The sequence below is a fragment of the Klebsiella sp. 141198 genome (assembly GCF_050600785.1).
GTDB lineage: Bacteria > Pseudomonadota > Gammaproteobacteria > Enterobacterales > Enterobacteriaceae > Klebsiella > Klebsiella aerogenes.
The window spans coordinates 39,902-62,813 of sequence record NZ_JAQIRM010000002.1 but is presented as its reverse complement, the minus strand read 5'-3'; the positions used below and the strand labels follow the sequence as shown (position 1 = coordinate 62,813).

Annotated in this window: 22 protein-coding genes; 14 read left to right on the top strand and 8 right to left on the bottom strand. The window is 55.6% G+C overall.

Annotated elements, in window-relative coordinates; genetic code table 11:
* Positions 1–27: 27 nt before the first annotated feature.
* Positions 28–924 carry a myo-inosose-2 dehydratase gene (gene iolE, locus PGR10_RS05635; protein ID WP_430923148.1) on the top strand — a complete coding sequence of 299 codons (897 nt, stop codon included), beginning with the start codon at positions 28–30 and terminating at the stop codon, positions 922–924.
* Positions 925–1,021: 97 nt separating this feature from the next.
* Here iolE and PGR10_RS05630 read toward each other — a convergent pair whose 3' ends face one another.
* Entirely contained in the window at positions 1,022–1,678 is a 657-nt protein-coding gene (locus tag PGR10_RS05630) for a GntR family transcriptional regulator (protein ID WP_020078596.1), read from the bottom strand.
* A gap of 84 nt (positions 1,679–1,762) precedes the next feature.
* Between PGR10_RS05630 and PGR10_RS05625 the strand changes: the two genes are divergently transcribed.
* Together PGR10_RS05625 and PGR10_RS05620 are read left to right on the top strand one after the other, a co-directional pair.
* Positions 1,763–2,965 carry an MFS transporter gene (locus PGR10_RS05625; protein ID WP_020078597.1) on the top strand — a complete coding sequence of 401 codons (1,203 nt, stop codon included), beginning with the start codon at positions 1,763–1,765 and terminating at the stop codon, positions 2,963–2,965.
* A 39-nt stretch (positions 2,966–3,004) separates the two neighbouring features.
* The gene (locus PGR10_RS05620; RefSeq protein WP_430923147.1) at positions 3,005–3,595 is read left to right on the top strand and encodes a cysteine hydrolase family protein; all 591 of its coding nucleotides are present in this window, start codon (positions 3,005–3,007) and stop codon (positions 3,593–3,595) included.
* A gap of 228 nt (positions 3,596–3,823) precedes the next feature.
* Here PGR10_RS05620 and sapB read toward each other — a convergent pair whose 3' ends face one another.
* The 4 genes from sapB to PGR10_RS05600 all read right to left on the bottom strand — a co-directional run bounded on the left by sapB (position 3,824) and on the right by PGR10_RS05600 (position 9,383).
* Positions 3,824–4,789: a putrescine export ABC transporter permease SapB gene (gene sapB, locus PGR10_RS05615; protein ID WP_015366265.1), complete on the bottom strand. Its 966-nt coding sequence runs from the start codon at positions 4,787–4,789 to the stop codon at positions 3,824–3,826.
* Positions 4,786–6,438: an ABC transporter substrate-binding protein SapA gene (gene sapA, locus PGR10_RS05610; RefSeq protein ID WP_087859384.1), complete on the bottom strand. Its 1,653-nt coding sequence runs from the start codon at positions 6,436–6,438 to the stop codon at positions 4,786–4,788. Before sapA ends, sapB begins: the two co-directional genes overlap by 4 nt.
* A gap of 238 nt (positions 6,439–6,676) precedes the next feature.
* A complete protein-coding gene (locus PGR10_RS05605) occupies positions 6,677–6,961 on the bottom strand; it encodes a hypothetical protein (protein WP_015366267.1) in 285 nt (94 codons plus the stop codon).
* A gap of 124 nt (positions 6,962–7,085) precedes the next feature.
* Entirely contained in the window at positions 7,086–9,383 is a 2,298-nt protein-coding gene (locus tag PGR10_RS05600) for a helix-turn-helix domain-containing protein (protein WP_430923146.1), read from the bottom strand.
* A 171-nt stretch (positions 9,384–9,554) separates the two neighbouring features.
* Here PGR10_RS05600 and PGR10_RS05595 point away from each other — a divergent pair, with 171 nt between their 5' ends.
* Together PGR10_RS05595 and PGR10_RS05590 are read left to right on the top strand one after the other, a co-directional pair.
* Entirely contained in the window at positions 9,555–10,724 is a 1,170-nt protein-coding gene (locus PGR10_RS05595) for a M20 aminoacylase family protein (RefSeq protein ID WP_335209768.1), read from the top strand.
* 25 nt (positions 10,725–10,749) lie between these two features.
* Positions 10,750–12,141, top strand: a complete 1,392-nt coding sequence (locus PGR10_RS05590) for an MFS transporter (RefSeq protein ID WP_348854743.1) — start codon at positions 10,750–10,752, stop codon at positions 12,139–12,141.
* Here the strand turns inward: PGR10_RS05590 and pspF are convergent.
* Entirely contained in the window at positions 12,132–13,118 is a 987-nt protein-coding gene (gene pspF / locus PGR10_RS05585; RefSeq protein WP_271032392.1) for a phage shock protein operon transcriptional activator, read from the bottom strand. The genes PGR10_RS05590 and pspF overlap by 10 nt on opposite strands.
* A 151-nt stretch (positions 13,119–13,269) precedes the next feature.
* On the opposite strand from pspF, the gene pspA reads away from it, so the two are divergent.
* The 8 genes from pspA (at position 13,270) to PGR10_RS05545 (ending at position 20,418) form a co-directional block, all read left to right on the top strand.
* Positions 13,270–13,938 carry a phage shock protein PspA gene (gene pspA, locus PGR10_RS05580; RefSeq protein ID WP_087859389.1) on the top strand — a complete coding sequence of 223 codons (669 nt, stop codon included), beginning with the start codon at positions 13,270–13,272 and terminating at the stop codon, positions 13,936–13,938.
* Positions 13,939–13,993: 55 nt separating this feature from the next.
* On the top strand, positions 13,994–14,218 hold the full coding sequence (gene pspB / locus PGR10_RS05575; RefSeq protein WP_045393114.1) for an envelope stress response membrane protein PspB: 225 nt from the start codon (positions 13,994–13,996) through the stop codon (positions 14,216–14,218).
* Positions 14,218–14,577 (top strand): envelope stress response membrane protein PspC, encoded by a 360-nt coding sequence (pspC, locus tag PGR10_RS05570; protein WP_015366274.1) that lies wholly within the window; start codon positions 14,218–14,220, stop codon positions 14,575–14,577. Before pspB ends, pspC begins: the two co-directional genes overlap by 1 nt.
* A 30-nt stretch (positions 14,578–14,607) precedes the next feature.
* A complete protein-coding gene (gene pspD, locus PGR10_RS05565; protein WP_015366275.1) occupies positions 14,608–14,826 on the top strand; it encodes a phage shock protein PspD in 219 nt (72 codons plus the stop codon).
* A gap of 105 nt (positions 14,827–14,931) precedes the next feature.
* Positions 14,932–16,329: a YcjX family protein gene (locus PGR10_RS05560; RefSeq protein WP_113373168.1), complete on the top strand. Its 1,398-nt coding sequence runs from the start codon at positions 14,932–14,934 to the stop codon at positions 16,327–16,329.
* Entirely contained in the window at positions 16,326–17,387 is a 1,062-nt protein-coding gene (locus PGR10_RS05555; RefSeq protein ID WP_045374644.1) for a TIGR01620 family protein, read from the top strand. Before PGR10_RS05560 ends, PGR10_RS05555 begins: the two co-directional genes overlap by 4 nt.
* 317 nt (positions 17,388–17,704) lie before the next feature.
* Positions 17,705–19,246: a transcriptional regulator TyrR gene (gene tyrR, locus PGR10_RS05550; protein WP_045374638.1), complete on the top strand. Its 1,542-nt coding sequence runs from the start codon at positions 17,705–17,707 to the stop codon at positions 19,244–19,246.
* Positions 19,247–19,380: 134 nt separating this feature from the next.
* Positions 19,381–20,418, top strand: coding sequence for an AbrB family transcriptional regulator (locus PGR10_RS05545; RefSeq protein WP_430923144.1), 1,038 nt, complete (start codon positions 19,381–19,383; stop codon positions 20,416–20,418).
* A 28-nt stretch (positions 20,419–20,446) separates the two neighbouring features.
* On the opposite strand, the gene tpx is transcribed toward PGR10_RS05545, so the two are convergent.
* Positions 20,447–20,953: a thiol peroxidase gene (tpx, locus tag PGR10_RS05540; protein ID WP_087859393.1), complete on the bottom strand. Its 507-nt coding sequence runs from the start codon at positions 20,951–20,953 to the stop codon at positions 20,447–20,449.
* A gap of 102 nt (positions 20,954–21,055) precedes the next feature.
* Between tpx and ycjG the strand changes: the two genes are divergently transcribed.
* Entirely contained in the window at positions 21,056–22,021 is a 966-nt protein-coding gene (gene ycjG / locus PGR10_RS05535) for an L-Ala-D/L-Glu epimerase (protein ID WP_113373172.1), read from the top strand.
* Here ycjG and mpaA read toward each other — a convergent pair.
* Positions 22,012–22,725, bottom strand: a complete 714-nt coding sequence (mpaA, locus tag PGR10_RS05530) for a murein tripeptide amidase MpaA (RefSeq protein WP_015366282.1) — start codon at positions 22,723–22,725, stop codon at positions 22,012–22,014. The genes ycjG and mpaA overlap by 10 nt on opposite strands.
* Positions 22,726–22,912: the final 187 nt, after the last annotated feature.

The window sequence follows — 22,912 nt, the reverse complement described above, 5'->3', positions numbered from 1 at the left end:
GATGCATTTATTGTGAAGGATAGAACGATGAACATATCAACACGTATTCATGTTGGCGTTAGCCCGCTCTCCTGGACTAACGATGTACTGGAAGATCTCGGTGGTGATATCCCGCTGGAAACCTGTCTGGCAGAAGCGGCAGAGGCGGGCTATGAAGGAATTGAGCTTGGCCGAAAGTTTCCGCGAACCATTGACACTCTAGAGCCAGTACTGAATCAGGCAAAGCTGAAGCTTGCATCCGGTTGGTATAATGGCCTGATGGCTGAACGCAGTTTTGAGGAGGAGTTAGCTGCGGTACACGATCATGCCATGTTGCTGAAATCAATGGGCGCAAAAGTCATGGTATATGGTGAGTGCGGCGCAATGCCCGGGCTCACGCCACTCGATGAGCCTCTGTCGAAATCTCCTGCCTTAGGGCATATTGATCTGCCTCAGTACGCTGAAAAAGTGAATAAGTTGGCCGTCTCTTTATTGGAGAACTATGGTTTACGCCTGGCTTATCATCACCATCTGATGATGGTTGTTGAAACCGACGATGAGTTGAAAGCCTTCCTGAAAGCGACCAATGACTTAGTCGGTATTGTCCTGGACTGTGGGCATGCAACCGTGGCAGGAGTAGATATCAACTGGGTGCTGGAAAATTATGGCAACCGTGTGGCGCATGTCCATCTGAAAGATGTGCGTGGTGAAGTGCTCGATAACGTCATTAATAATAACCTGAGCTTCAATAATGCAGTAAGAGCAGGCCTGTTTACTGTGCCTGGCGAGGGGATAGTTAATTACGCTCCGGTTATTCATTTCCTTAAAAACTCAACCTACGAAGGTTGGATTATCATTGAAGCCGAACAGGATCCAGAAAAAGCACCACCTTTGGAGACAGTGAAAAAGGCACGGGCATGGGTAACGAATAAATTAGGTATTTAGCGAATTAGATTAATTTATTACCTGTAGGGGGTTTGGCGCTCATTGAGCGCCTTTTTTGAATTGTATTCTTCTGCATATAAATCATAGGATTAACGAATTACTCGGTTGTTAAATTAATCCCTCTTGCACGAAGGCTACGCCGGTTTGACTGGATAGATGCCAATAGGCGATTGCGACTTTCCGCCAGATGGCAGGAAAGTAATAATGCAGCTTTTTCAATATCCTTTTCTCTAAGAGCATAAATAATGTCTAAGTGTTCTTTCCATGCAGGATTATCAGGTTCTTTATCCAGCCAGCGAGCTCGTGATAATCGAATCAAAGCATCCTTGATACCGTCAAGAATAAAGGAGTTGCCGCATAACTTTGCCAGATTTAGGTGAAATTGTGTTCCGGTATCGTTTAAGTCCCTCTCCATATCACTCTGCTCGTGAGTAGCTAACAACGCTTCCAGATTATCTAAATCATCTTCAGATAACATATTAGCTGACAGGCGAAGAGCGGCTACTTCCAGAACCTCCCGATAAATACTCAGTTGTTCAATTTCCTTAATGTCTATAGGTGCAACGATCCAGCGTAGCCCATCACGACATACAAGTCCTTCAGATTCCAATTTTTGTAGTGCAGCACGAACTGGCGTTCGCGATGCGTTAAAACTTGCCTCGGCCCATCGCTCTGTCAGTCTTTCTCCTGGTCCTATATCCATGCTGAGGATCATTTTTCTTAACTGGTTTTCAACCTCTGATGCTTGACTCATGATGGCAATACTCTCCTGGCAATTGACAGTTAATGGGCTCATCTATATGGTATACCAAAATGGTATACCAAAAAAGGTTTCAATATGATGCAATCATACAACAGTTACTGGCAGCGTAATCTGCTGGTCTGTTTTATCGGCTCCTTCTCAACTGTTTTCGCCATGACCCTGATGCTTCCGTTTTTGCCACTTTATGTTGAAGAACTTGGCGTTCAAGGGCATGCCGCCATCGTCCAGTGGTCGGGAATGGCCTTCAGCGCCACATTTGTTACCGCCGGTCTGATTGCTCCGGTATGGGGGAAGCTTGGCGACAGGTATGGGCGCAAATCTATGCTTGTAAGAGCCAGCCTTGGTATGGCAATTACTGTTTCACTTATGGGCCTGGTGACAAATATCTGGCAACTTGTCGGTTTGAGATTATTAGTTGGCCTGGCTGGTGGTTATTCCTCTGGCGCAACCATTCTTATAGCGGTCCAGGCACCCAGAGAGCGTGCCGCCTGGGCGCTTGGGATTGTTTCATCCGGTGTTATGGCAGGCAATCTGGTTGGCCCACTTGCCGGCGGTTGGTTGCCTGCTCTGATTGGTATTCGGTCCACGTTTTTTTGCGCAGGCGCGTTAATATTTCTGGCTTTTATCATGACCCTCACTCTCATCCGGGAAGAGGTGAAACCGAATACAGATGCTGCGGCGAAAAAGCGAGTGAGTTGGTCTCAGTTGCCTCATCGTTCTGTCATTGTCTGCATGCTTTGCACCGGTCTGCTACTGATGCTGGCCAATATGTCGATAGAGCCCATTATTACAGTTTATGTTCGTACCCTCGTAAGTGACTCTTCTCAGATTACTAAAGTTGCAGGATATGTAATGGCTGCTGCTGCACTTGGCAGCATTATTTCCGCCACTTGGCTCGGAAAGGTGGCAGACAGGATAGGACACATACGCATTATCACGCTGGCGCTGGCTGCGGCCGGTTTACTGCTGATCCCTCAGGCATTTGTCTCCTCCGGCTGGCAGCTAATAGCATTGCGCTTTCTTATGGGGCTTGCTCTGGGCGGATTACTACCCTGTATTGCGGCTGTGATACGCCATCACGTACCAGAAGGAATGGTTGGCAGCATCCTGGGGTATTCAGTAGCAGCCCAGTTCGCGGGTCAGTTTATAGGACCGTTAATCGGCGGGGTAGTTGGAGGTCATATAGGAATGCGCGCTGTATTTCTGGCAACCAGTATCATCCTGTTGCTCGGCGCGTCCTGGAACTTCAAGCTCACTCGCAAGTCAGTTACATCCTGAAAATAGCATTCGCATTCACCTGTAAATTTTGGAGATTTTATGATGGCTCAACTTAACAATACCGAAAAAAATAGTGCTCTGTTAGTGATGGACTTTCAGAAGATAATCCTTAATAACTTTTTGCAACCAGAGAGCGCTACAAACGTCATCAGGAACACAGCATCACTCATTTCTACTGCGCGAGCAGCAGGTGTAACAGTTATCTATGTCAGTGTCGGGTTCCGCAATGGCTATCCTGAGGTTAGCCAGAACAACACTATTTTCTCGGCGATTAAAGCCAATGGAATTTTTATAAACGATAGTGAAGAAACGGCGATTCATGAAGGTGTTGCTCCCGCAGAAAATGAGGTCGTCATTGTTAAACGCAGAGTGGGAGCTTTCTCGTTTACTGAACTCGATATGGTGCTTCGGGCACAGCGCATAGAAAATTTGATCATTGCTGGGGTAACTACCAGTGGTGTGGTACTTTCCACGGTCGGGCAAGCTTTTGACCTGGATTACCGCCTGGTAGTGGCGAGTGATTGCTGCGCTGACCCTGATTATGATAAGCATGTTTTTTTAGTCGAAAAAATCTTACCCCAACATGCTATTGTAACTAGTTCATCTGAAATATCAGATAATTGGATATAAAAACATTGGGTTGTGATTACGTAAAGCGTCCGCACAAGGTTACCTCCTGTCTTCATACTGAAAATATCGAAGGTATGGGTGAAAGGCAGGGAGGTAATACCGACAGCCATCGAAACGAGGACTGCCGGATTGAACATTAAAACGATGTGTACAAAGTTGTGTATTAAAACCCAAGGAAATTCAGTTTAACGCATTGAATTTAATGCATTAAATTAAAGTTGCCGGGTGCTATCGTAGGGCATACCATTCCTTATGTTTCAGTGGGTTAGCCATCGCTCCTAAAATATCCGAGATCACGTTGACGATAATGACCAGCGCGCCGATCACCATCACTCCGGCGGAAATCGCCGCGTAATCCTGCTGGCGGATAGCGTTGATCAGCCAGCGCCCCAGCCCCGGCCAACTGAAGACCATTTCGGTAATCATTGCCAGCGTTAACATAGTGGAGAACTGCAGCCCCAGGCGCGGGATCACCGGCGGCAGGGCGTTGTGCAACACGTGGCGGTGGAGAATCGTCCTGCGGGTGACGCCACGGGTCGCCGCGGCTTTAACATAGTTTGTATCATAGACTTCGCTGGTACTGATGCGCATCAGACGGATCACTTCGGTGGTCGGCGCGACGGCCAGGGTTAACACCGGCAGGACCATATGTCGTGCGGCGCTAACGATCATCTCATGGCGCCAGGGTGAATCGGATAGCCAGGCATCAATGAGCGCGAAACCGGTCACCGTTTTTACTTCGTACAACAGATCAAAGCGGCCGGAGACAGGTAACCAACCCAGCGTTAGCGAGAAGAAAAGGGTAAACAGCAACGCCAGCCAAAATACCGGGATAGAGAAGCCCACCAGCGCCAGGGCGCTAATGAGCGTATCCGGCCATTTATTACGCATGATCCCGGCAATCATTCCCACGGGAATGCCGACCAATAACGCAAAACCAAATGCCAGAATGCACAGCTCCATCGTTGCCGGGAAGACCACTTTCAGCTGTTCGGAAATCAGCTGGCCGTTGATGCTGGAGACGCCAAAATCCCAGTGCAGCACCCCTTTAAACCAAAACAGCCAGGCATTCCACAGCGATGCGCCCTGCAGCGGCGCGTGCGGCGTGAAATAGCTGAGACTAAAGCCGATAAAGGTGAGGAAAAACAGCGTCACAAGCAACAGCAGCAGGCGGCGCAGGGTAAAAATAATCATGGTTTTTTCACCTCTTCTTTTTCGCGCGACACGCCTGCGAAGGAGGCGTTGCCAAACGGACTCAGCACCAGTCCTTTCATATCATAACGATAAGCCTGCAGCCGCAGCGAAGAGGCCAGCGGCAGCACCGGCAGCTCGCGGGCGAGAATATGCTGCGCCTCTTTATAGGCTTCGATGCGCGAGGCCAGCTGCTGCGAAATCAGCGCTTTCTGTAATACCTCATCAAACTCGCGGTTGCACCAGTGGGCGAGGTTGGTCTGCGACCCAATCGCCGCGCAGCTTAACAGCGGGCGGAAGAAACTGTCCGGATCATTACTGTCGGTGGCCCAGCCGGAAAGCGTTAAATCGTGGCTCATGTCCATCAATCGCGCCTCCTGGAAACGGCCTTCAACAGGAATAATAATCACTTTGACACCCACCTGCGCCATATCCGCCTGTATCAGCTCGGCGGTTTTCAATGGGCTGGGGTTCCACGCCTGGGAACTGGTCGGCACCCACAGTTTTAAAGTCAAATTACTCAAACCCAGGGCCTGCAGGCGACGACGCGCCTCCGCGGGGTTGTATTCGGTAATTTTAGCGTCGTTGTCGTAGGCCCACGAGGCGCGAGGCAGCATCGAGGCCGCGGTTTCCGCGGTGCCGTAGTAGATCGATTGCATCAGACGCTGGTTGTTGATCGCCAGCGCCAGCGCGTGGCGAACTTCCGGGTTATCCAGCGGCGGTTTAGCGGTGTTGAAAGCCAGCCAGGCGATATTCATACCCGGGCGCAGCGTCAGACGCAGGCGCGGATCGTCGCGCAGGATGGTGAGCTGGCTGGCGGCCGGCCAGGCGAGCACGTCGCATTCGCCGGTTAGCAGTTTTGACAGACGACCGGTGCCGCCGGAACCGAGATCCACTACCACCTGAGGCATCAAGGGTTTGCCGCGCCAGTAGGCCGCGTGGCGCTGCAGGCGGATGTACTGCCCGGTGCGATACTCTTCCAGCTTAAACGGACCGGTGCCGACGGGCTCGCGGTCAAGTTGTTCTTCGCGGTCGCTTTTGGTCAATTGCGCGGCATACTCCGCCGACATGACCGAAGCATAGTGTGTTGCCAGATGCCACAGGAACGAAGCATCCGGCCGTTTCAGGCGAAACTCGACGGTATGGTTATCCAGCTTACGAACGCTTTCTACGGTATCGGCGAACTGCAGGCTATCGAAATAGGGGAAGCTACTGCCGTTAACGCTGTGCCACGGGTCGTCGCGGTTAAAGATGCGCCCGAAGGTAAAGATGACATCATCAGCGTTAAAGGCGCGGGTCGGTTTAAACCAGTCGGTGGTCTGGAACTGGACCTTATCGCGCAGATGGAAGCGGTAGGTGGCGCCGTTATCAAGCACTTCCCAGCTTTCCGCCAGTTCAGGTACCAGACGATAGGTATAGGGGTCGACGTCGAGCAGGCGATCGTAGATCTGGGCGGCTAGGGTGTCGACAATCAGGCCGCTGCTGACTTTTTGCGGGTTAAAGGTATTTACCTGCCCGCTGACGCAATAGACAAATCCGCTATCGCGGATATCGGCATTAGCTGGCAGAGCCGGAGTCAAGGCCGGTGCGGCAAAAGCCTGCCCGCACAGCATCGAGGCTGCCGCTAAAAGAGAGGACAATTTCAGGCGCATATTTTCTTTTTGATCATAGAGCAGAGCTCTATCTTATTAATATTAAATGACATTTACCACCACCTTTACGACATCGAGGGGGATAATGCGGTCACCGGCAGCGCATGTTGTCCAGCCAGTTGGTCAATTTAGTGTCGGAAATAAACCAGTATTATGAAACATGGTATCTTTTTATCGCCAATTTCTCCAGTTAGCCATCTGCTGGCGTTCTGCAATCGGCGGGCGCGAGTGGCGGGGATCAGAGCGGAAGGAGCTGATTGTAGCGGGCAATATAATCTTTTGGCGTGATCTCCAGTTCTCCGCCGTCGCGATGGATGGCGACGAAAGTACGCAGTACCAGCCCGCTTTTACGTTCTGATATTTCCCAGCCTTGTTCGCTGTAGGCATCACGCGTGGAGCGCACGCAGAGATCCGAAAAAATCATCATTAAAGAGAGGGCTGGCGCATGATGATTTTTCATGGTGTGAATCAGACTGGCATGGGCGGCATAGCGGGTTAGCGTATGAGAATTAACCGGAATCACGTGAATTTTCAGTCCATTGAATATAATTGCCGCAGATGATAATTCACATTAAGACATCTTACCAGTTACATATTATTAACTCCTCGCGTTTTCATACATGAAATGATAGTGACGTTGTCACGCTTCAATCATTCAGCGGTGTGAATTCATATAATGCCAGCGCATTGCTCTGCAGCGAATCCACCCGAAGCCAGCCATCATCCAGTTGTTCCTCATGCACGCTCAGCGCCGGACGAGCGTGGTGCTGGAGCCAGCGATAATCTTCTTCGTCCGGGCCGCTGCGGCTACGGAATGCCTCGAACAGCGGAAATAGCGCGCCGTGATGTTGATCGAACAAATGCTGTTTGATGCGCCAGCGTCCCTCCAGTCCTGCAAGCCGCAGGGTATAGGGTTGGCGAAAGCGCTGAGTAAAGGCCTCTTCGCTCGACAGCCAGGGGTTGAAAATCACCGTATTGCGCAACAGCAACTGGTAATGTCCGTTATGACGTAACAACAACAGGTTTTTGTCATTGATTAAGACTTCGCCGTGCAGACGCCGCCACAGCCATAATACCCAGTAAACCGGGCGCGGCAGACCATGCAGGTAATGCAGCGCCAGGCTGGAGGTGTCAAGTTTACCGTTGTCCCGCGCCTCCCCCTGCAGCCCGGAATTAAGCCAGAAGCCTGCCAGCCACACCTGTTCGGCAATGCCCAGCAGGTTATCCATCAACAGCGCGCCGCGGAAAAAACGCCCGTTGGTATCGCGGGTATCGCCGGTTAACGTATTCCACGATAGCAGCCACAGCGGCAACGAGAGCTGCCGTTGCCGCAGGGCATTATGGATTTGGCGTAATTTCTGTCGCGGATAGCTTTCACTGGCGGCAAGTTTGCTGCTATCGGCCTGCGCCAGGTCAAGCAGTTCATTAGCATCCGCCTGGCAGGCGAGAAAATCGGCCTCGTTGAGCAGCGGGGAAGACAGTAGCGGATCGTCGGCAATACCGCTTTGCGGGAAACGATGCCAGATACCCATTTGCGGTTGTTGCAAGGTGGACGCAAGCACTTCGCGCTGTTGTCGCCAGGCCAGCTGTCGCGCGGCTTCACCGGCCTGCGGCGACCAGTGCCAGACAAAGCGCCAGCTCGCAAGCGTCGCGGGTGGGAAGTGATTGGCGGCGAGCCGAAGAAAACGCTGCAATAAATCGCAGCGGGTGGTTAAACCGGTATGGAGCAGCACCGTCCAGCCTTTCTGCGCCAGCCAGCTAAACAGCTGCTGAAGATTGTACCAGCAGGCATAGCCCGCGAGCGTCGGGTCGTCCCAGCCTTCGCCAAACAAGCGGCTGCTGAGAAACGGATCGTGAATATCAATGCCGTAGACGGGTAGCGTCTGCTGCAGTTGCTCCAGCTCGCGGCGGACATCTTCGCGGAGTAAATCATCGAGTTCACGGACGGTAACGATGGTACGGGTATGGCGCAATACCGGCGCGCGCGCTGGCAACTGGCGGATATCCACCAGCCTTGTCTGACGCGGGTTGAGCAGCAGCGGCGGCGTATTATCGCTGTTTTTTTCCGCCTCATTCAGGCGGGCGTAAAGCCGCTCAACCGCGACCGGATGCCAGACCTCACTGGCGTTGACTCGCGGACGAGCGGCGGGCTGCGGCTGCTGTTGGCGAAATTGCCGCGGTGTGACGCCATGCTGACGCTTAAACAGATCGCTCATGATGCGGGTACTGGCGAAACCGTTGTCCTGCGCCACCTGCTGCACCGAGCGGCGGGTGGCCAGCAGTTGCTCGGCGGCCTTGCCGAGACGCAGGGCGGTAATGTACTGCACGAAGCTGACGCCGACCTCTTTATGAAACAGGCGGGAAAGCCAGGCCTCCGAGACAAACTCAGCGGCGGCCACTTCCTGCAGCGAGATCCGCCGCTGATAGTTGGCTTCGATGCGCGCTACTACGTTGATAATTCGTCGGCTCCAGTTTTCGGCGCCGCGGCGCAGGCTGGGTACGATGGGCTGCGTAAAGCGAGTCGCCAGCAGCAGGGCGATTTCGCTGAGCCAGCGGTTGGCTTCTAAGCGGTAGCGCGACTGATGATTGACCAACCCGGCTACCAGCAACTGGCGCATCAACTGGCGCAGGTTATCTGCCGCATCCATGTTTTCGCCGTTAACCCGATAATCACAGGCAAAAAAATCACTATCAAGGCGGGTGAGCCAACCGGCGGCAAGGTTGAGGATCATGACCGCATTGGCCTCTTCGCCGGTAATCTGCCAGCGTTGGCGGCGGTTAACGATCGCCAGTCCATCAACGCGCATCTGTTGTGGCGCTTCGCTGAGTTGCAACATCGCGCTGCCTTCCAGCAGCCACAGCAGCGTTAATCCGTCGCTTTCCGGTGGGCAGAAATGACGAATATCGCGAACCGTGAGGCTGAAATCGCCGAGATGATGTTCCATGCGCCGCTCCTTCAGAGACAAAAAATAACAGGGTATTTTTTGTCATAACAGAATTGTATAGAAAACAGTCATTGATAATTCGTCAATATAAAACAAAAAAGCGCATTTTAAAGCCGGGTGGGGCGCATAAACTCGAAAGTGTCGTGCCAACACAACACAGGAATAATAAAAATGACACATCCATTGATTGAATCTTTGCAAGTTAATGAAGCGCAGTTTGTGGCGTTACGTCGCCGCTTCCACCAACAGCCCGAGATTGGCTTTGAAGAACATAAAACCAGCGATGAAGTCGCCAGGCTGCTTGCTGAGTGGGGATATGAAGTGCATCGCGGCCTCGCCGGTACCGGCGTGGTCGGGACGCTGAAAGTCGGCAGCGGCGAAAAACGTCTGGGTCTACGCGCGGATATGGATGCGCTGCCGATGCAGGAAATGAGCGGTAAAGCATGGGCAAGCCAGGTCGACGGGCGTTTTCACGGCTGCGGCCATGACGGTCACACCACCACGCTGCTGTATGCGGCGGAATATCTGGCGCGCACGCGTCAGTTTAACGGTACGCTGCAGTTAATTTTCCAACCGGCAGAAGAGCTGCTGTACGGCGGACGGGTGATGGTCGAAGATGGCCTGTTCACAAAATTCCCCTGCGACGCCATCTTTGGCCTGCATAACATGCCGGGCCAGAAACTGGGCAAAATCGGCCTGCGCGACGGCGCGATGATGGCCTCTTCCGATACGCTGCATATCGAGGTGAAGGGCGTTGGCGGCCATGGCGCAGTGCCGGAACATACCGTCGATGCGACGCTGGTGGCCTGCCACATTACCCTCGCGCTGCAATCAATCGTTTCACGCAACATCACGCCATTTGAACCCGCGGTAGTCACCGTCGGCAGCATTCAGGCGGGCCATGCGCCGAACATCATCAACGATAAGGTATTGATGAAGCTAACCGTACGTACCCTTAACCAGCAGGTGCGCGAGACGGTGCTGCAGCGTATTCATGATATTGCGGTCGCTCAGGCGGAAAGTTTTAACGCCAGCGCTACCTTAACCCACGTCAACGGTAGCCCGGTTTTGCGTAACGATCCGGCGGCTAATGAGCTGGTTCGTGAAGTGGCGACCTCGCTTTTTGGCAAAGAACAGGTTGGTACCGTGAATCCATTCATGGGTAGCGAAGATTTCGCCTTCATGCTGGAGAGCAATCCAAACGGTTGCTACTTCACTATCGGCGCGGGTGATGAAGCCGACCGCTGTATGGTGCATAACCCGGGATACGATTTTAACGATCAAATCCTGCTTACCGGTGCGACGCTGTGGTGCGGCCTGACGGAACGCTATCTGCGTTAACCTATCGCGACGGGGGGACCCGATTATGAGTTCTGTATCGTTAAGCGAATCTCAGTTCGTCGGCAGCGATCGCCTGCTAGCGGGTATTGTGCTCAGCGTGCTGACGTTCTGGCTGTTTGCGCAATCGGTTATCAATGTTGTTCCGGCGATGAAAAGCAGCCTCGATATTTCACTGGAGACGTTAACCCTGGCGGTGAGTCTCAGCGCTTTATTCAGCGGCTGTTTTGTGGTGGCCAGCGGCGGGCTGGCGGATAAATTCGGCAGGGTGCGGATGACCTATCTCGGCCTGGCGCTGAGTATTATCGGTAGCGCGTTTCTGGCGGCGTCGCAGGGGCCGGGACTATTTATCACCGGCCGTATCCTGCAGGGGCTCTCGGCGGCCTGCATTATGCCGGCGACGCTGGCGCTGATCAAAACCTGGTATGAAGGTAGGGCGCGGCAGCGGGCGGTGAGTTTCTGGGTCATTGGCTCCTGGGGCGGCAGCGGGCTTTGCTCGTTTGTCGGCGGCGCGATTGCCACCGGTCTTGGCTGGCGATGGATCTTCGTGTTTTCGATTGCGGTGGCGCTGCTGGCGTTATTGCTGCTACGTGGCACCCCGGAGAGCCGCAGCGCCAGCGCCGAGCGGCATAAGCTGGATGTGGGCGGATTATTAAGCCTGATTGCTTCGCTGGTGCTGCTTAATCTGTTTATCAGCAAGGGTCATCAATGGGGCTGGAGCAGCGGTTTAACGCTGTCGATGTTGGGCGGCGCGGTGGTTATGGGAGGTTTGTTTATTCGCAGCGGTTTGCGCAAAGGTGAAGCGGCGCTGATCGACTTCGCTTTATTTCGCAACCGAGCCTACGGCGCGGCGGTGCTGTCGAACTTCATGCTTAATGGCGCTATCGGCACGATGATGATCACCAGCATCTGGCTACAGCAGGGGCATCATCTCACCCCGCTGGAAACCGGCATGATGACGCTGGGCTATCTGGTGACGGTACTGGCGATGATTCGCGTCGGAGAAAAACTGCTCCAGCGCTATGGCGCGCGGTTGCCGATGATGACCGGGCCGGTGTTTACTGCTATCGGTATTCTGCTGATCTCCTGTACCTTCCTCGATAAGTCGCTGTATATCGGGACCGTCTTCTTCAGCAATATTCTGTTTGGCCTCGGTCTTGGTTGTTATGCCACGCCTTCGACCGATACCGCCGTCGCCAATGCGCCGGAGAATAAAATTGGCGTCGCGTCAGGGGTTTATAAGATGGGAAGCTCGCTTGGCGGTGCGATGGGTATTGCCGTGACGGCGTCACTTTTTGCGCTGTTCCTGCCGTTGGGGATGGCCAGCGCCGCGCAGTACGCGCTGTGGTTTAACGCCGCGCTGTGTTTAGGCTCAATGCTGGTCAGCGCGGCGATGCTGCCGCGCGTCGCTCATAGCTGATGCTTCTTCAGTAATGCGCGTAGCTGGTGGTAGGTAAGCCCCAGCAGGTCCGCCGCCTGCTTTTGATTGTACTTCGCCTGCTGCAGGCTTGACTGCAGCAGGCTTTTTTCTTGCTCCAGCTGAAAGGCGCGCAGGTCCAGCGGCAACGCGGGAAGCGCATGTTCGGCGACCGGAGCAGGCGCAGGAGCGGCGCTGTTAAATGGGTTGATAATGATATTATCCAGCTCGCTATCACTGCTGCCGTGGCGGTAAACTGAACGTTCAACCACGTTTTTCAGCTCACGAATATTGCCCGGCCAGCGGTATGCAAGCAGCGTGTCGACGGCTCGCTCGCTAAAGCCGGGAAACAGAGGGAGCCCCAGTTCGCGGCACATCTGAATGGCAAACTGGTTGGCAAGCAGCATGATGTCGCTCTGGCGCTCGCGCAGTGGCGGTAGTTGCACGACATCAAACGCCAGCCGGTCGAGCAGGTCGGCGCGGAAATGACCTTCCTCGACCATTTTGGGCAGATCGGCGTTGGTGGCGCACACCAGCCGTACGTTAACCTGCAGCGGCTGGCTGCCGCCGACGCGTTCGAGCTCGCCGTATTCAATTACCCGCAGCAATTTTTCCTGCACCAGCATCGGAGCGGTGGCCAGCTCATCGAGAAACAGCGTGCCGCCGTCGGCACGTTCAAAGCGCCCCGGATGCCGTTTGCTGGCGCCGGTAAAGGCGCCGGCTTCATGACCAAACAATTCGGAATCGAGAAGGTTTTCATTCAGCGCCGCGCAATTCAGCGAAATAAACGGTCCCTGCCAGCGCGAAGAGAGAAAGTGCAGTCGGTTGGCAATGAGCTCTTTGCCGGTCCCGCGCTCGCCGATCACCAGCACCGGTTTATCCAGCGGTGCCAGCTGCGAGACCTGTTCGAGCACCTCCAGAAAGCTGTTTGCCTCGCCCAGCAGGTTATCCTTGTATTCCGCCATGATGAATTTCGCCATTAAGTAGTGTGATTCGCCAACTCACTGTAGCAAGCAGGCGGCCATATCTCAACCACCTTGTTTAAAATCAATAAGATAAAAGTTGGCACGCCATTTGTATTAACTACTACACAGGCCGCTGCCTGCTATCAGAACTATGAGGATTGAAATTATGGGTATTTTTTCTCGCTTTGCCGACATCGTGAACGCCAACATCAACTCCCTGCTGGAGAAAGCGGAGGATCCGCAGAAGCTGGTCCGTCTGATGATTCAGGAGATGGAAGACACGCTGGTTGAAGTGCGTTCTACCTCCGCCCGCGCGCTGGCGGAAAAGAAACAGCTGACCCGCCGTATCGAACAGGCGCAGGCGCAGCAGCTGGAATGGCAAGAAAAGGCCGAGTTGGCCCTGCGTAAAGAGAAAGAAGATCTGGCGCGTGCGGCGCTGATCGAAAAACAGAAGCTGACTGACCTTATCGGCAGCCTGGAGCACGAAGCGCAACTGGTGGATGAAACCCTGGCGCGGATGAAAAAAGAGATTGGCGAGCTGGAGAATAAGCTCAGCGAAACCCGCGCTCGTCAGCAGGCGCTGATGCTGCGCCATCAGGCGGCCAGCTCTTCGCGTGATGTTCGCCGCCAGCTCGATAGCGGTAAAATGGATGAAGCGATGGCGCGTTTTGAGTCTTTCGAACGCCGAATTGACCAAATGGAAGCCGAGGCGGAGAGCCATCGTTTTGGCAAACAACAATCGCTGGATCAGCAGTTTGCCGAACTGAAAGCGGATGATGAAATCAGCGAGCAACTGGCGGCGCTGAAAGCCAAAATGAATCAGAATAACCAGTAATGCATATTGCGCGGCGCGGTGTTGCGCCGCGGCTCACCACCTGTAAGGAGTACACATGAGCATGCTTTTTCTTGCCATCCCGCTCACGCTGTTTGTGCTGTTCGTGTTGCCGGTCTGGTTATGGCTGCACTACAACAATCGCTCGGCGGACGGGGCGTTAACCCAGAACGAACAGCAGCGCCTGCTGCAGCTGACCGATGAGGCGAAACGGATGCGCGAGCGTATTCAGGCGCTGGAAGCGATCCTTGATGCGGAACATCCGAACTGGAGAGACAAATAATGGCCGGATTGGACTTTAATAAAAAACTGTGGCGCATTCCGCAGCGCGGAATGGTGAAGGGGGTCTGCGCCGGTATTGCGCAGCACCTGGATGTGCCGGTGAAGCTGGTGCGTCTGATAACCGTGCTGGCGATGATTTTTGGCCTGTTCTTTTTTGTGCTGGTGGCCTACATCATTCTGACTTTCGCGCTGGACCCGATACCGGATAGCGAACTGTACGGCGAAAAAGGGCCGAGCAATGGTGATTTACTGGCCGCCGTGGATGCCGAACTGGCTTCCGGCGAACAGCGCCTGCGTGATATGGAGCGTTATATCACCTCCGATACCTTCACGCTGCGCAGCCGTTTTCGTCAACTGTAAAACTTTTTCCATATAACCACGAGGCAACGCATGAATATGAAATGGCAACAGGCAGGGCAAAAAGTGAAACCGGGTCTTAAGATCGCCGGTAAGCTGGTGCTGCTGACCGCGCTGCGTTACGGCCCGGCGGGCGTTGCCGGTTGGGCGGTGAAATCGGTGGCGCGTCGGCCGCTGAAAATGTTGCTGGCGGTAGCGCTTGAGCCGCTGCTCAGTCGGCTGGCCAATCGTTTTGCCCGCGGAATGAAATAATTCCTCAGGGGGAGGAATACCGGCGCGCTTTATATTGACCCTGATTATCCCCATCTATTTAGCTTATCATTAAACGACATTCCTTCTGGGCATAACGGACTGGCGATGAAGCGACTCAAAACTGAATTCAATGCGCTGGTCAACCGCGGGGTTGACCGGCATTTACGTCTTGCCGTAACCGGGCTAAGCCGTAGCGGTAAAACGGCTTTTATCACCGCGATGGTTAATCAACTGCTGAATATCCACGCCGGGGCCCGGTTGCCGCTGCTGAGCGCGGCGCGCGAAGAACGTCTGTTGGGCGTGAAACGGGTTCCGCAGCGTGATTTCGGCATTCCGCGTTTTACCTATGATGAAGGCCTGGCGCAGCTTTATGGCCAGCCCCCGGCCTGGCCGACGCCAACCCGCGGGGTGAGCGAAATTCGCCTCGCACTGCGCTATCGCTCTAACGATTCTCTGCTACGTCATTTCAAAGACACCTCAACCCTGTATCTGGAAATCGTGGATTATCCGGGCGAATGGCTGCTCGACCTGCCGATGCTGGCGCAAGATTATTTAAGCTGGTCGCGGCAGATGACCGGGCTGTTACAGGGTCAGCGCGGAGAGTGGTCTGCCCGCTGGCGGCAGCTGTGCGAGGGGCTCGATCCGCTGGCGCCCGCCGACGAAACCCGGCTGGCGGAGATCGCCGCCGCCTGGACCGATTATCTGCACGCCTGCAAGCGCGAGGGGTTGCACTTTATTCAGCCGGGGCGGTTTGTGCTTCCTGGCGACATGGCGGGCGCGCCGGCGCTGCAGTTTTTCCCATGGCCGGATGTCGATGCGGCTGGCGAAGCCAGGCTGGCGCAGGCTGATAAACACACCAATGCGGGGATGCTGCGCGAGCGCTTCAAATACTACTGCGAGAAAGTGGTGAAAGGCTTTTATAAAGACCACTTCCTGCGCTTTGACCGCCAGATTGTACTGGTGGACTGCCTGCAGCCGTTAAACAGCGGGCCGCAGGCGTTTAACGATATGCGTCTGGCGCTGACCCAGTTGATGCAAAGTTTCCATTACGGCCAGCGAACGCTGTTCCGTCGCCTGTTTTCACCGGTTATCGACAAGCTACTGTTCGCCGCCACCAAAGCCGATCACGTGACCGTCGATCAGCACGGCAACATGGTGTCGCTACTTCAGCAACTGATTCAGGACGCCTGGCAGAATGCCGCCTTTGAGGGCATCAGCATGGATTGTCTGGGGCTGGCGTCCATTCAGGCCACCCAGGGCGGGCTTATCGAGGTTAACGGCGAGAAGATCCCGGCGCTGCGTGGCGATCGTCTGAGCGATGGGCAGCCGCTCACTATTTTCCCAGGCGAGGTGCCGGCGCGGCTGCCGGGTCAGGCCTTCTGGGAACAGCAGGGCTTCCAGTTTGAGAACTTCCGCCCGAGAGCGATGGATGTCGATAAACCGCTGCCGCATATACGCCTCGACGCGGCGCTGGAATTTTTGATTGGAGATAAATTGCGATGAGCGAGCCGATAAAACCGCGGATCGATTTCGATGGCCCACTGGAAACGGAAAAGAGTCAGACCTTAAAATCGGCCCGCGCCTTTGACGCGGCCGATGCGCAAACCTTCGCTCCGATGCTGCCTGAAATGGTCGCTGAAGAGGAGGGGGCCGCCGAAGCGGTGGTGGAATCGGTACTGCGCCCGAAACGCAGCCTGTGGCGACGGATGGTTAGCGCCGGGCTGGCGATTTTTGGCATTAGCGTGGTGGCGCAGGGCGTGCAGTGGACGGTGACGGCGTGGCAGACCCAGGACTGGATTGCGCTTGGCGGCTGTGCGGCCGGGGCGCTGATTGTCGGCGCGGGCGTGGGATCGGTAGCGACCGAATGGCGTCGCCTGTGGCGGCTGCGCCAGCGCGCGCACGAACGCGATGAAGCGCGGGATCTGATGCATAGCCACGCGGTGGGCAAAGGGCGCGCGTTCTGTGAGAAGCTGGCGCAGCAGGCCGGGCTGGATCAATCGCATCCGGCGCTGCAGCGCTGGTATGCGGCCATCCATGAAACGCAAAACGATCGCGAAGTGGTGAGCCTGTACGCGCAACTGGTGCAGCCGGTGCTGGACGCGCAGGCGCGGCGGGAAATCAGCCGTTCGGCGGCGGAATCGACGCTGATGATCGCCGTCAGCCCGCTGGCGCTGGTCGATATGGCGTTTATCGCCTGGCGTAACCTGCGATTGATTAACCGTATCGCCACCCTCTACGGTATTGAACTTGGCTATTATAGCCGCCTGCGTTTATTCCGCCTGGTGTTGCTGAATATCGCCTTTGCCGGCGCCAGCGAACTGGTGCGCGAAGTCGGAATGGACTGGATGTCGCAGGATCTGGCGGCCCGCCTGTCGGCGCGCGCCGCCCAGGGTATCGGCGCCGGGTTGTTGACCGCCCGTCTGGGGATTAAAGCGATGGAGCTGTGCCGTCCGCTGCCGTGGATCGCGGATGATAAACCGCGGCTCGGCGATTTCCGCCGAGAGCTGATCGGCCAGTTGAAAGAGACGCTGCAGAAAAGCAAAACCGGCGCGGAGAAATAACGTCGGCAAGGGTAAATGCCGGGTGGTGGCCTCACCCCCCGGTGGCGCTGCCGCTTACCGGGGCTACAGCGCTGCGCGATTTGGTAGCCCGGAGAAGGCGCAACGCGCCGCCTCCGGGAAAACCCCTGGCGACCAGAGCCTTCTGTGCGCTCTCTGTGCCATGCGAGCCATAACGCAAAAGAAATGCCCGCATAACTTTACGGCATAAAGCCCATTTTTCCGCCATACTGTCAATAATTGTTGACAGCTATCTTCCCGTAAGCACATATCTGTCCTATCATTCATCCGTCATTGGCCTTTTTAGGGTGAAAACTCCTATGCGTCTGGAAGTCTTTTGTCAGGACCGTCTTGGTCTGACCCGTGAATTACTCGATTTGCTGGTGCTGCGCGGTATTGATCTGCGCGGTATCGATATCGACCCGATTGGCCGAATCTACCTTAATTTCGCCGAGCTGGAGTTCGCCAGTTTCAGCAGTTTAATGGCGGAAATCCGCCGTATCTCCGGCGTAACCGATGTTCGAACCGTGGCGTGGATGCCGTCAGAGCGGGAACATCTGGCGCTGAGCGCGCTGCTGGTGGCAATGCCGGAACCGGTGCTGTCGCTGGATGCCAAAGGCAAAGTAGAACTTGCCAACCCGGCCAGCTGCCAGCTGTTTGGTCAAACTCAGGCTCGTTTACGCAGCCATCCGGTGGCGCAGCTCATTACTGATTTCAACCTGCAGCGCTGGCTGGAAGGTAACCCGCTGGAGTCGCATACCGAGCATGTGGTCGTGAATGGCCAAAACTTTATGCTGGAAGTAACGCCGGTGTATCTGGAAGGCGAACACGCCGAACGCGTGCTGACCGGCGCCGTGGTGATGTTGCGCTCCACCGTACGTATGGGGCGTCAACTGCAAACGCTAACGACCCAGGATACCAGCGCCTTCAGCCAGATCCTCGCCGTTGGGCCGAAAATGCGCCACGTCGTAGAACAGGCCCGCAAGCTGGCGATGCTTAGCGCCCCGTTGCTGATTGTCGGCGATACCGGTACCGGTAAAGATCTGCTGGCCCATGCCTGCCATCTGGCCAGCCCGCGCGCCAGCAAACCGTATCTGGCGCTGAACTGCGGTTCGATTCCGGAAAATGCGGTGGAGAGCGAGCTATTCGGCGATGCGTCGCAGGGGAAAAAAGGTTTCTTTGAGCAGGCCAACGGCGGCTCTGTGCTGCTGGATGAGATAGGCGAAATGTCGCCAGGCATGCAAACGAAGCTGTTGCGCTTTCTTAACGATGGTACTTTCCGTCGCGTCGGTGAAGATCACGAAGTGCATGTCGATGTTCGGGTTATCTGCGCGACGCAAAAAAACCTCGTCGAACTGGTGCAGAAAGGGCTGTTCCGCGAAGATCTTTATTATCGTCTGAATGTGCTGACGCTGAACCTGCCGCCGCTGCGTGATTGTCCGCAGGACATCATGCCGCTCACCGAACTGTTCGTCGCGCGCTTTGCCGATGAGCAGGGTATCCCGCGGCCAAAACTTTCTGCCGACCTTAATACCGTGTTGACCCGCTATAGCTGGCCGGGCAACGTGCGTCAGTTGAAAAACGCAGTGTACCGGGCGTTAACCCAGCTTGATGGCTTCGAACTGCGTCCGCAGGACATCCTGCTGCCAGATCACGATGTGTCGTCGTTGCCGGTTGGCGAAGAGGCGATGGAAGGATCGCTCGACGATATTACCCGCCGCTTTGAGCGTTCGGTATTGACCCAGTTGTATCGCAGCTTCCCCAGCACGCGTAAATTAGCCAAACGTCTCGGCGTTTCGCATACCGCGATTGCTAACAAGCTGCGCGAGTATGGTCTGAGTCAGAAGAAAGGCGAAGAGTAAATCACTGCTTGCGGCCGGCTCGGCGCGGCCGCAATTATCGGCGTTTTTTCAGCGATAATTCTGTATATACTTATTTTATTATTCTTTTTCCGGGAAGGTGACGGTTGGTGCTGCAACGGGATTGGCCTCAGTGGATGATATTACTGGCACTCTCCGCCGTGCTCTCCTTTGTGCTGTTCTGGCTCCACCTTCCTGCCGCGCCGCTGCTTGGCCCGCTTATCGCCGGAATTATCCTGAGTTTGCGCGGCGCCACGATTCGCCTCCCTCGTCCTTTCTTTATCGCCGCTCAGGCTATCATCGGCTGCATGATCGCCCGCGCGCTAACCCCGTCGATTTTTGGCGTTCTGGCCGCCAACTGGGCGATAGTATTGATTATCCTCCTTTCCACGTTGGCCATCAGCGCGTTGACCGGCTGGCTACTGGTGCGTTACAGCTCGCTGCCCGGTGCAACCGGCGCGTGGGGAAGCTCGCCGGGCGGCGCATCGGCGATGGTGGTAATGGCGCAAGAGTATGGCGCCGACGTTCGTCTGGTGGCCCTGATGCAGTATCTGCGGGTACTGTTCGTGGTCGGCGCGGCGGTAATGGTGGTGCGTTTGGCGCTCGGCGGCGAGGCGCAGGAAATGACCCAGCATATCGTCTGGTTCCCGCCGTTGACTTTTAATCTACCGTTAACGCTGCTATTGACCGCGGTCGCCGGTTGGTTGGGGTTACGTTTACGCATCCCTTCCGGGGCAATGTTGTTACCGATGCTGGCCGGCGCGCTAGCCCATGGCGAAGGCGTACTGTTGCTGGAGCTACCGGAATGGTTACTGGTGCTGGCCTATACTGCGCTCGGCTGGACGGTTGGCCTGCAGTTTAATCGCGATATTTTTATGCTGGCGCTGAAGACGCTACCGCAAATCATCGTCGCCATCGTCGGCTTGATCGCATTATGCGCGCTGATGGCTTTAGCGTTGACGCACCTGCTGCCGCTGGATTTTCTCACCGCCTATCTGGCGACCAGCCCCGGCGGTCTGGATACGGTGGCGATAATTGCCGTCGGTACCCGGGCGGATATGTCCTTTATCATGGCGATGCAAACGCTGCGCCTGTTTACTATATTGCTCACCGGCCCGGCCACCGCGCGGTTGATTTCGCGCTATGCGCCGCGCAAAGAAAAAAGCCTCCGTTGAAGGAGGCTTGATAACAGAAAGAGGGCGATTACGCTTTCAGCGCAGCCAGCGCCGCATCGTAATCCGGCTCTTCGGTGATTTCGTTAACCAGTTGGCTGTAAACCACCTGGTCGTTTTCATCGAGAACAACGACTGCACGTGCTGCCAGACCGGCCAGCGGGCCTGCGGAGATAGCAACGCCATAATCTGCCAGGAACTGCGGCGCGCGCAGGGTAGACAGGGTGATCACATTGCTCAGGCCTTCTGCGCCGCAGAAACGGGACTGCGCGAACGGCAGGTCAGCGGAGATGCACAGCACGACGGTGTTGTTCAGCTCAGAAGCCAGTTGGTTGAATTTGCGAACCGATGCCGCGCAGACGCCGGTATCGATGCTTGGGAAAATATTCAGTACTTTACGTTTACCAGCGTATTGGCTCAGCGTGACGTCAGAGAGATCTTTGGCGACCAGCGTAAACGGCTGCGCCTTCGCGCCAGCCTGCGGAATGGAGCCCTGAACAGACACTGGGTTACCCTGGAAATGTACGGTTTGCGACATGGTTATCTTCCTGTTTACATATAGTTAACGTCGTAGTTAGTGTATGACATCAGCCAGCAACACGGCAAACTCTATTTAACATTTACCTAAGAGGCCCAGGGAATGCGCAACCTTCGAGTTTTTGAAGAATCATGGCCGCTACACACGCCGTTTGTTATCTCTCGCGGCAGCCGCAGCGAGGCCAAAGTGGTGGTGGTGGAAATAGAAGAGGATGGCGTAAAAGGGGCCGGAGAATGTACGCCTTATCCGCGCTACGGGGAAAGCATCGCCTCGGTGATGGCGCAGATTATGGCGATCGGCGAGCAGCTTGAGCGCGGCGCCACCCGCGAGCAGGTACAACAGCTACTGCCGGCAGGAGCCGCGCGCAATGCCGTTGACTGCGCGCTGTGGGATCTGGAGGCGCGCCGCGAGGGGAAAACGTTGCCACAGCTGCTTGGCGTCAACCTGCCGCGCGAAGTGGTGACGGCGCAAACCGTGGTTATCGGCACGCCGGAGCAGATGGCGGCCAGCGCCGCCGCGCTGTGGGAGAAAGGCGCGCGGCTGCTGAAGGTCAAGCTCGACGATCATTTGATTAGCGAGCGGCTGGTTGCTATTCGCGACGCGGTGCCGCAGGCGACGTTGATCGTTGATGCTAACGAAGCGTGGCGTGGAGAAGGTCTGGCGGCGCGCTGTCAGCTTTTGGCCGATCTTGGCGTGGCGATGCTGGAGCAGCCGTTACCGGCCGGCGCCGATGAGGCGTTGGAAAACTTTATTCATCCGCTGCCGATCTGCGCCGATGAGAGCTGTCATACGCGGGAAAGCCTGCCGGCTCTGCAGGGTCGCTACGAAATGGTCAACATTAAGTTGGATAAAACCGGTGGTCTGACCGAGGCATTGCTGTTGGCGCAGGAGGCTGAACGGCTGGGGTATAAGAGGATGCTGGGCTGTATGCTTTGTACTTCACGGGCCATTTCCGCCGCGCTGCCGCTGGCGCCGTTGGCCCGTTTCGCGGATCTCGATGGTCCGACGTGGCTGGCGGTGGATGTGGAGCCGGCGCTGCAGTTCAGCACCGGCGTGCTTCATCTGTGAGTGTGCCAGTGCAGTAAATCGGTCATCGCCGCGAGGTACTTTTCTGTCGCTTCATCGGCGGAGACGGGCGGAAATTCGGCGGTAATGCACGGCAGGCCGATATCGGCGCACCAGCTGCCAAAAGAGCCCGGCGTTTCGTAACCAACGCTGCCTACCAGCGGTAAATTAAAGGCCCCGGCGAGCCATTGTCCCAGCTCGCTGTGGCCGGGGTCCTCAATGCAGGCTAGCGGATCGTGGAAGGAGACTACCCACGCCGGATGGATCTGGTGGATCAGCTGGCACAGCGCCTGGGTTTCGGGCTCCGAACCCGGTTTTTCACCGGTCAGCAGAACCACATCACGCTCTTCGGCTGCGCTATTCCAGCGATACACCGTTTCTCCCGCCTTCCAGTTAGCGGCCGGGAAGTTTCGATTGAGATCGATACCGCGGGCGTTGGCGCGTAACCCTAGCTGACAGCCGTCAGGGTTGACCGTTAATACCACGTGATGGCGACGCAGCTCCGGTTTTAGCGTGCGCAACGCGCAGGAGAGGGTGACGATCGACGAGTTTTCGTCGCCGTGCGTGCCGGCGATAATCAGACCGCTGCGGCTATCAGCCAGCGGAGCGGGGAACCACAGCAACGGCGCGCCGAGATGCGACTGGCCGTAACGTTGCGTGCCTGGCGGGAAAGCGCCGCGCAGGGGGCGAGGACGTGAAACGGGCATAGGGTATCCTGTCATCAGGTTATTGTTAGCAGTGTTGTAGAAAAGCGTCCCGGAATCAAACGCTTTCCTTCTCTGGCGAAAAAACTCGTCATGTCAATTTTCTATCATAAGCCGTTTGCAATTTCAGGTGGGGAAACAAATAATTATCGCTCTGCCAGCACTGGTTTGTTCATTTAAAAGGGGATCT

Bases quoted from the DNA above. Each gene is read 5' to 3' on its own strand.
- tpx (WP_087859393.1), bottom strand. From the start codon at position 20,953: ATGTCGCAAACCGTACATTTCCAGGGTAACCCAGTGTCTGTTCAGGGC.
- PGR10_RS05590 (WP_348854743.1), top strand. From the start codon at position 10,750: ATGAGTTCTGTATCGTTAAGCGAATCTCAGTTCGTCGGCAGCGATCGC.
- pspF (WP_271032392.1), bottom strand. From the start codon at position 13,118: ATGGCGAAATTCATCATGGCGGAATACAAGGATAACCTGCTGGGCGAG.
- pspD (WP_015366275.1), top strand. From the start codon at position 14,608: ATGAATATGAAATGGCAACAGGCAGGGCAAAAAGTGAAACCGGGTCTT.
- PGR10_RS05630 (WP_020078596.1), bottom strand. From the start codon at position 1,678: ATGAGTCAAGCATCAGAGGTTGAAAACCAGTTAAGAAAAATGATCCTC.
- iolE (WP_430923148.1), top strand. From the start codon at position 28: ATGAACATATCAACACGTATTCATGTTGGCGTTAGCCCGCTCTCCTGG.
- pspB (WP_045393114.1), top strand. From the start codon at position 13,994: ATGAGCATGCTTTTTCTTGCCATCCCGCTCACGCTGTTTGTGCTGTTC.
- pspA (WP_087859389.1), top strand. From the start codon at position 13,270: ATGGGTATTTTTTCTCGCTTTGCCGACATCGTGAACGCCAACATCAAC.
- pspC (WP_015366274.1), top strand. From the start codon at position 14,218: ATGGCCGGATTGGACTTTAATAAAAAACTGTGGCGCATTCCGCAGCGC.
- ycjG (WP_113373172.1), top strand. From the start codon at position 21,056: ATGCGCAACCTTCGAGTTTTTGAAGAATCATGGCCGCTACACACGCCG.
- sapB (WP_015366265.1), bottom strand. From the start codon at position 4,789: ATGATTATTTTTACCCTGCGCCGCCTGCTGCTGTTGCTTGTGACGCTG.
- PGR10_RS05595 (WP_335209768.1), top strand. From the start codon at position 9,555: ATGACACATCCATTGATTGAATCTTTGCAAGTTAATGAAGCGCAGTTT.
- sapA (WP_087859384.1), bottom strand. From the start codon at position 6,438: ATGCGCCTGAAATTGTCCTCTCTTTTAGCGGCAGCCTCGATGCTGTGC.
- PGR10_RS05620 (WP_430923147.1), top strand. From the start codon at position 3,005: ATGATGGCTCAACTTAACAATACCGAAAAAAATAGTGCTCTGTTAGTG.
- PGR10_RS05600 (WP_430923146.1), bottom strand. From the start codon at position 9,383: ATGGAACATCATCTCGGCGATTTCAGCCTCACGGTTCGCGATATTCGT.
- PGR10_RS05545 (WP_430923144.1), top strand. From the start codon at position 19,381: ATGATATTACTGGCACTCTCCGCCGTGCTCTCCTTTGTGCTGTTCTGG.
- PGR10_RS05560 (WP_113373168.1), top strand. From the start codon at position 14,932: ATGAAGCGACTCAAAACTGAATTCAATGCGCTGGTCAACCGCGGGGTT.
- PGR10_RS05555 (WP_045374644.1), top strand. From the start codon at position 16,326: ATGAGCGAGCCGATAAAACCGCGGATCGATTTCGATGGCCCACTGGAA.
- mpaA (WP_015366282.1), bottom strand. From the start codon at position 22,725: ATGCCCGTTTCACGTCCTCGCCCCCTGCGCGGCGCTTTCCCGCCAGGC.
- tyrR (WP_045374638.1), top strand. From the start codon at position 17,705: ATGCGTCTGGAAGTCTTTTGTCAGGACCGTCTTGGTCTGACCCGTGAA.
- PGR10_RS05625 (WP_020078597.1), top strand. From the start codon at position 1,763: ATGATGCAATCATACAACAGTTACTGGCAGCGTAATCTGCTGGTCTGT.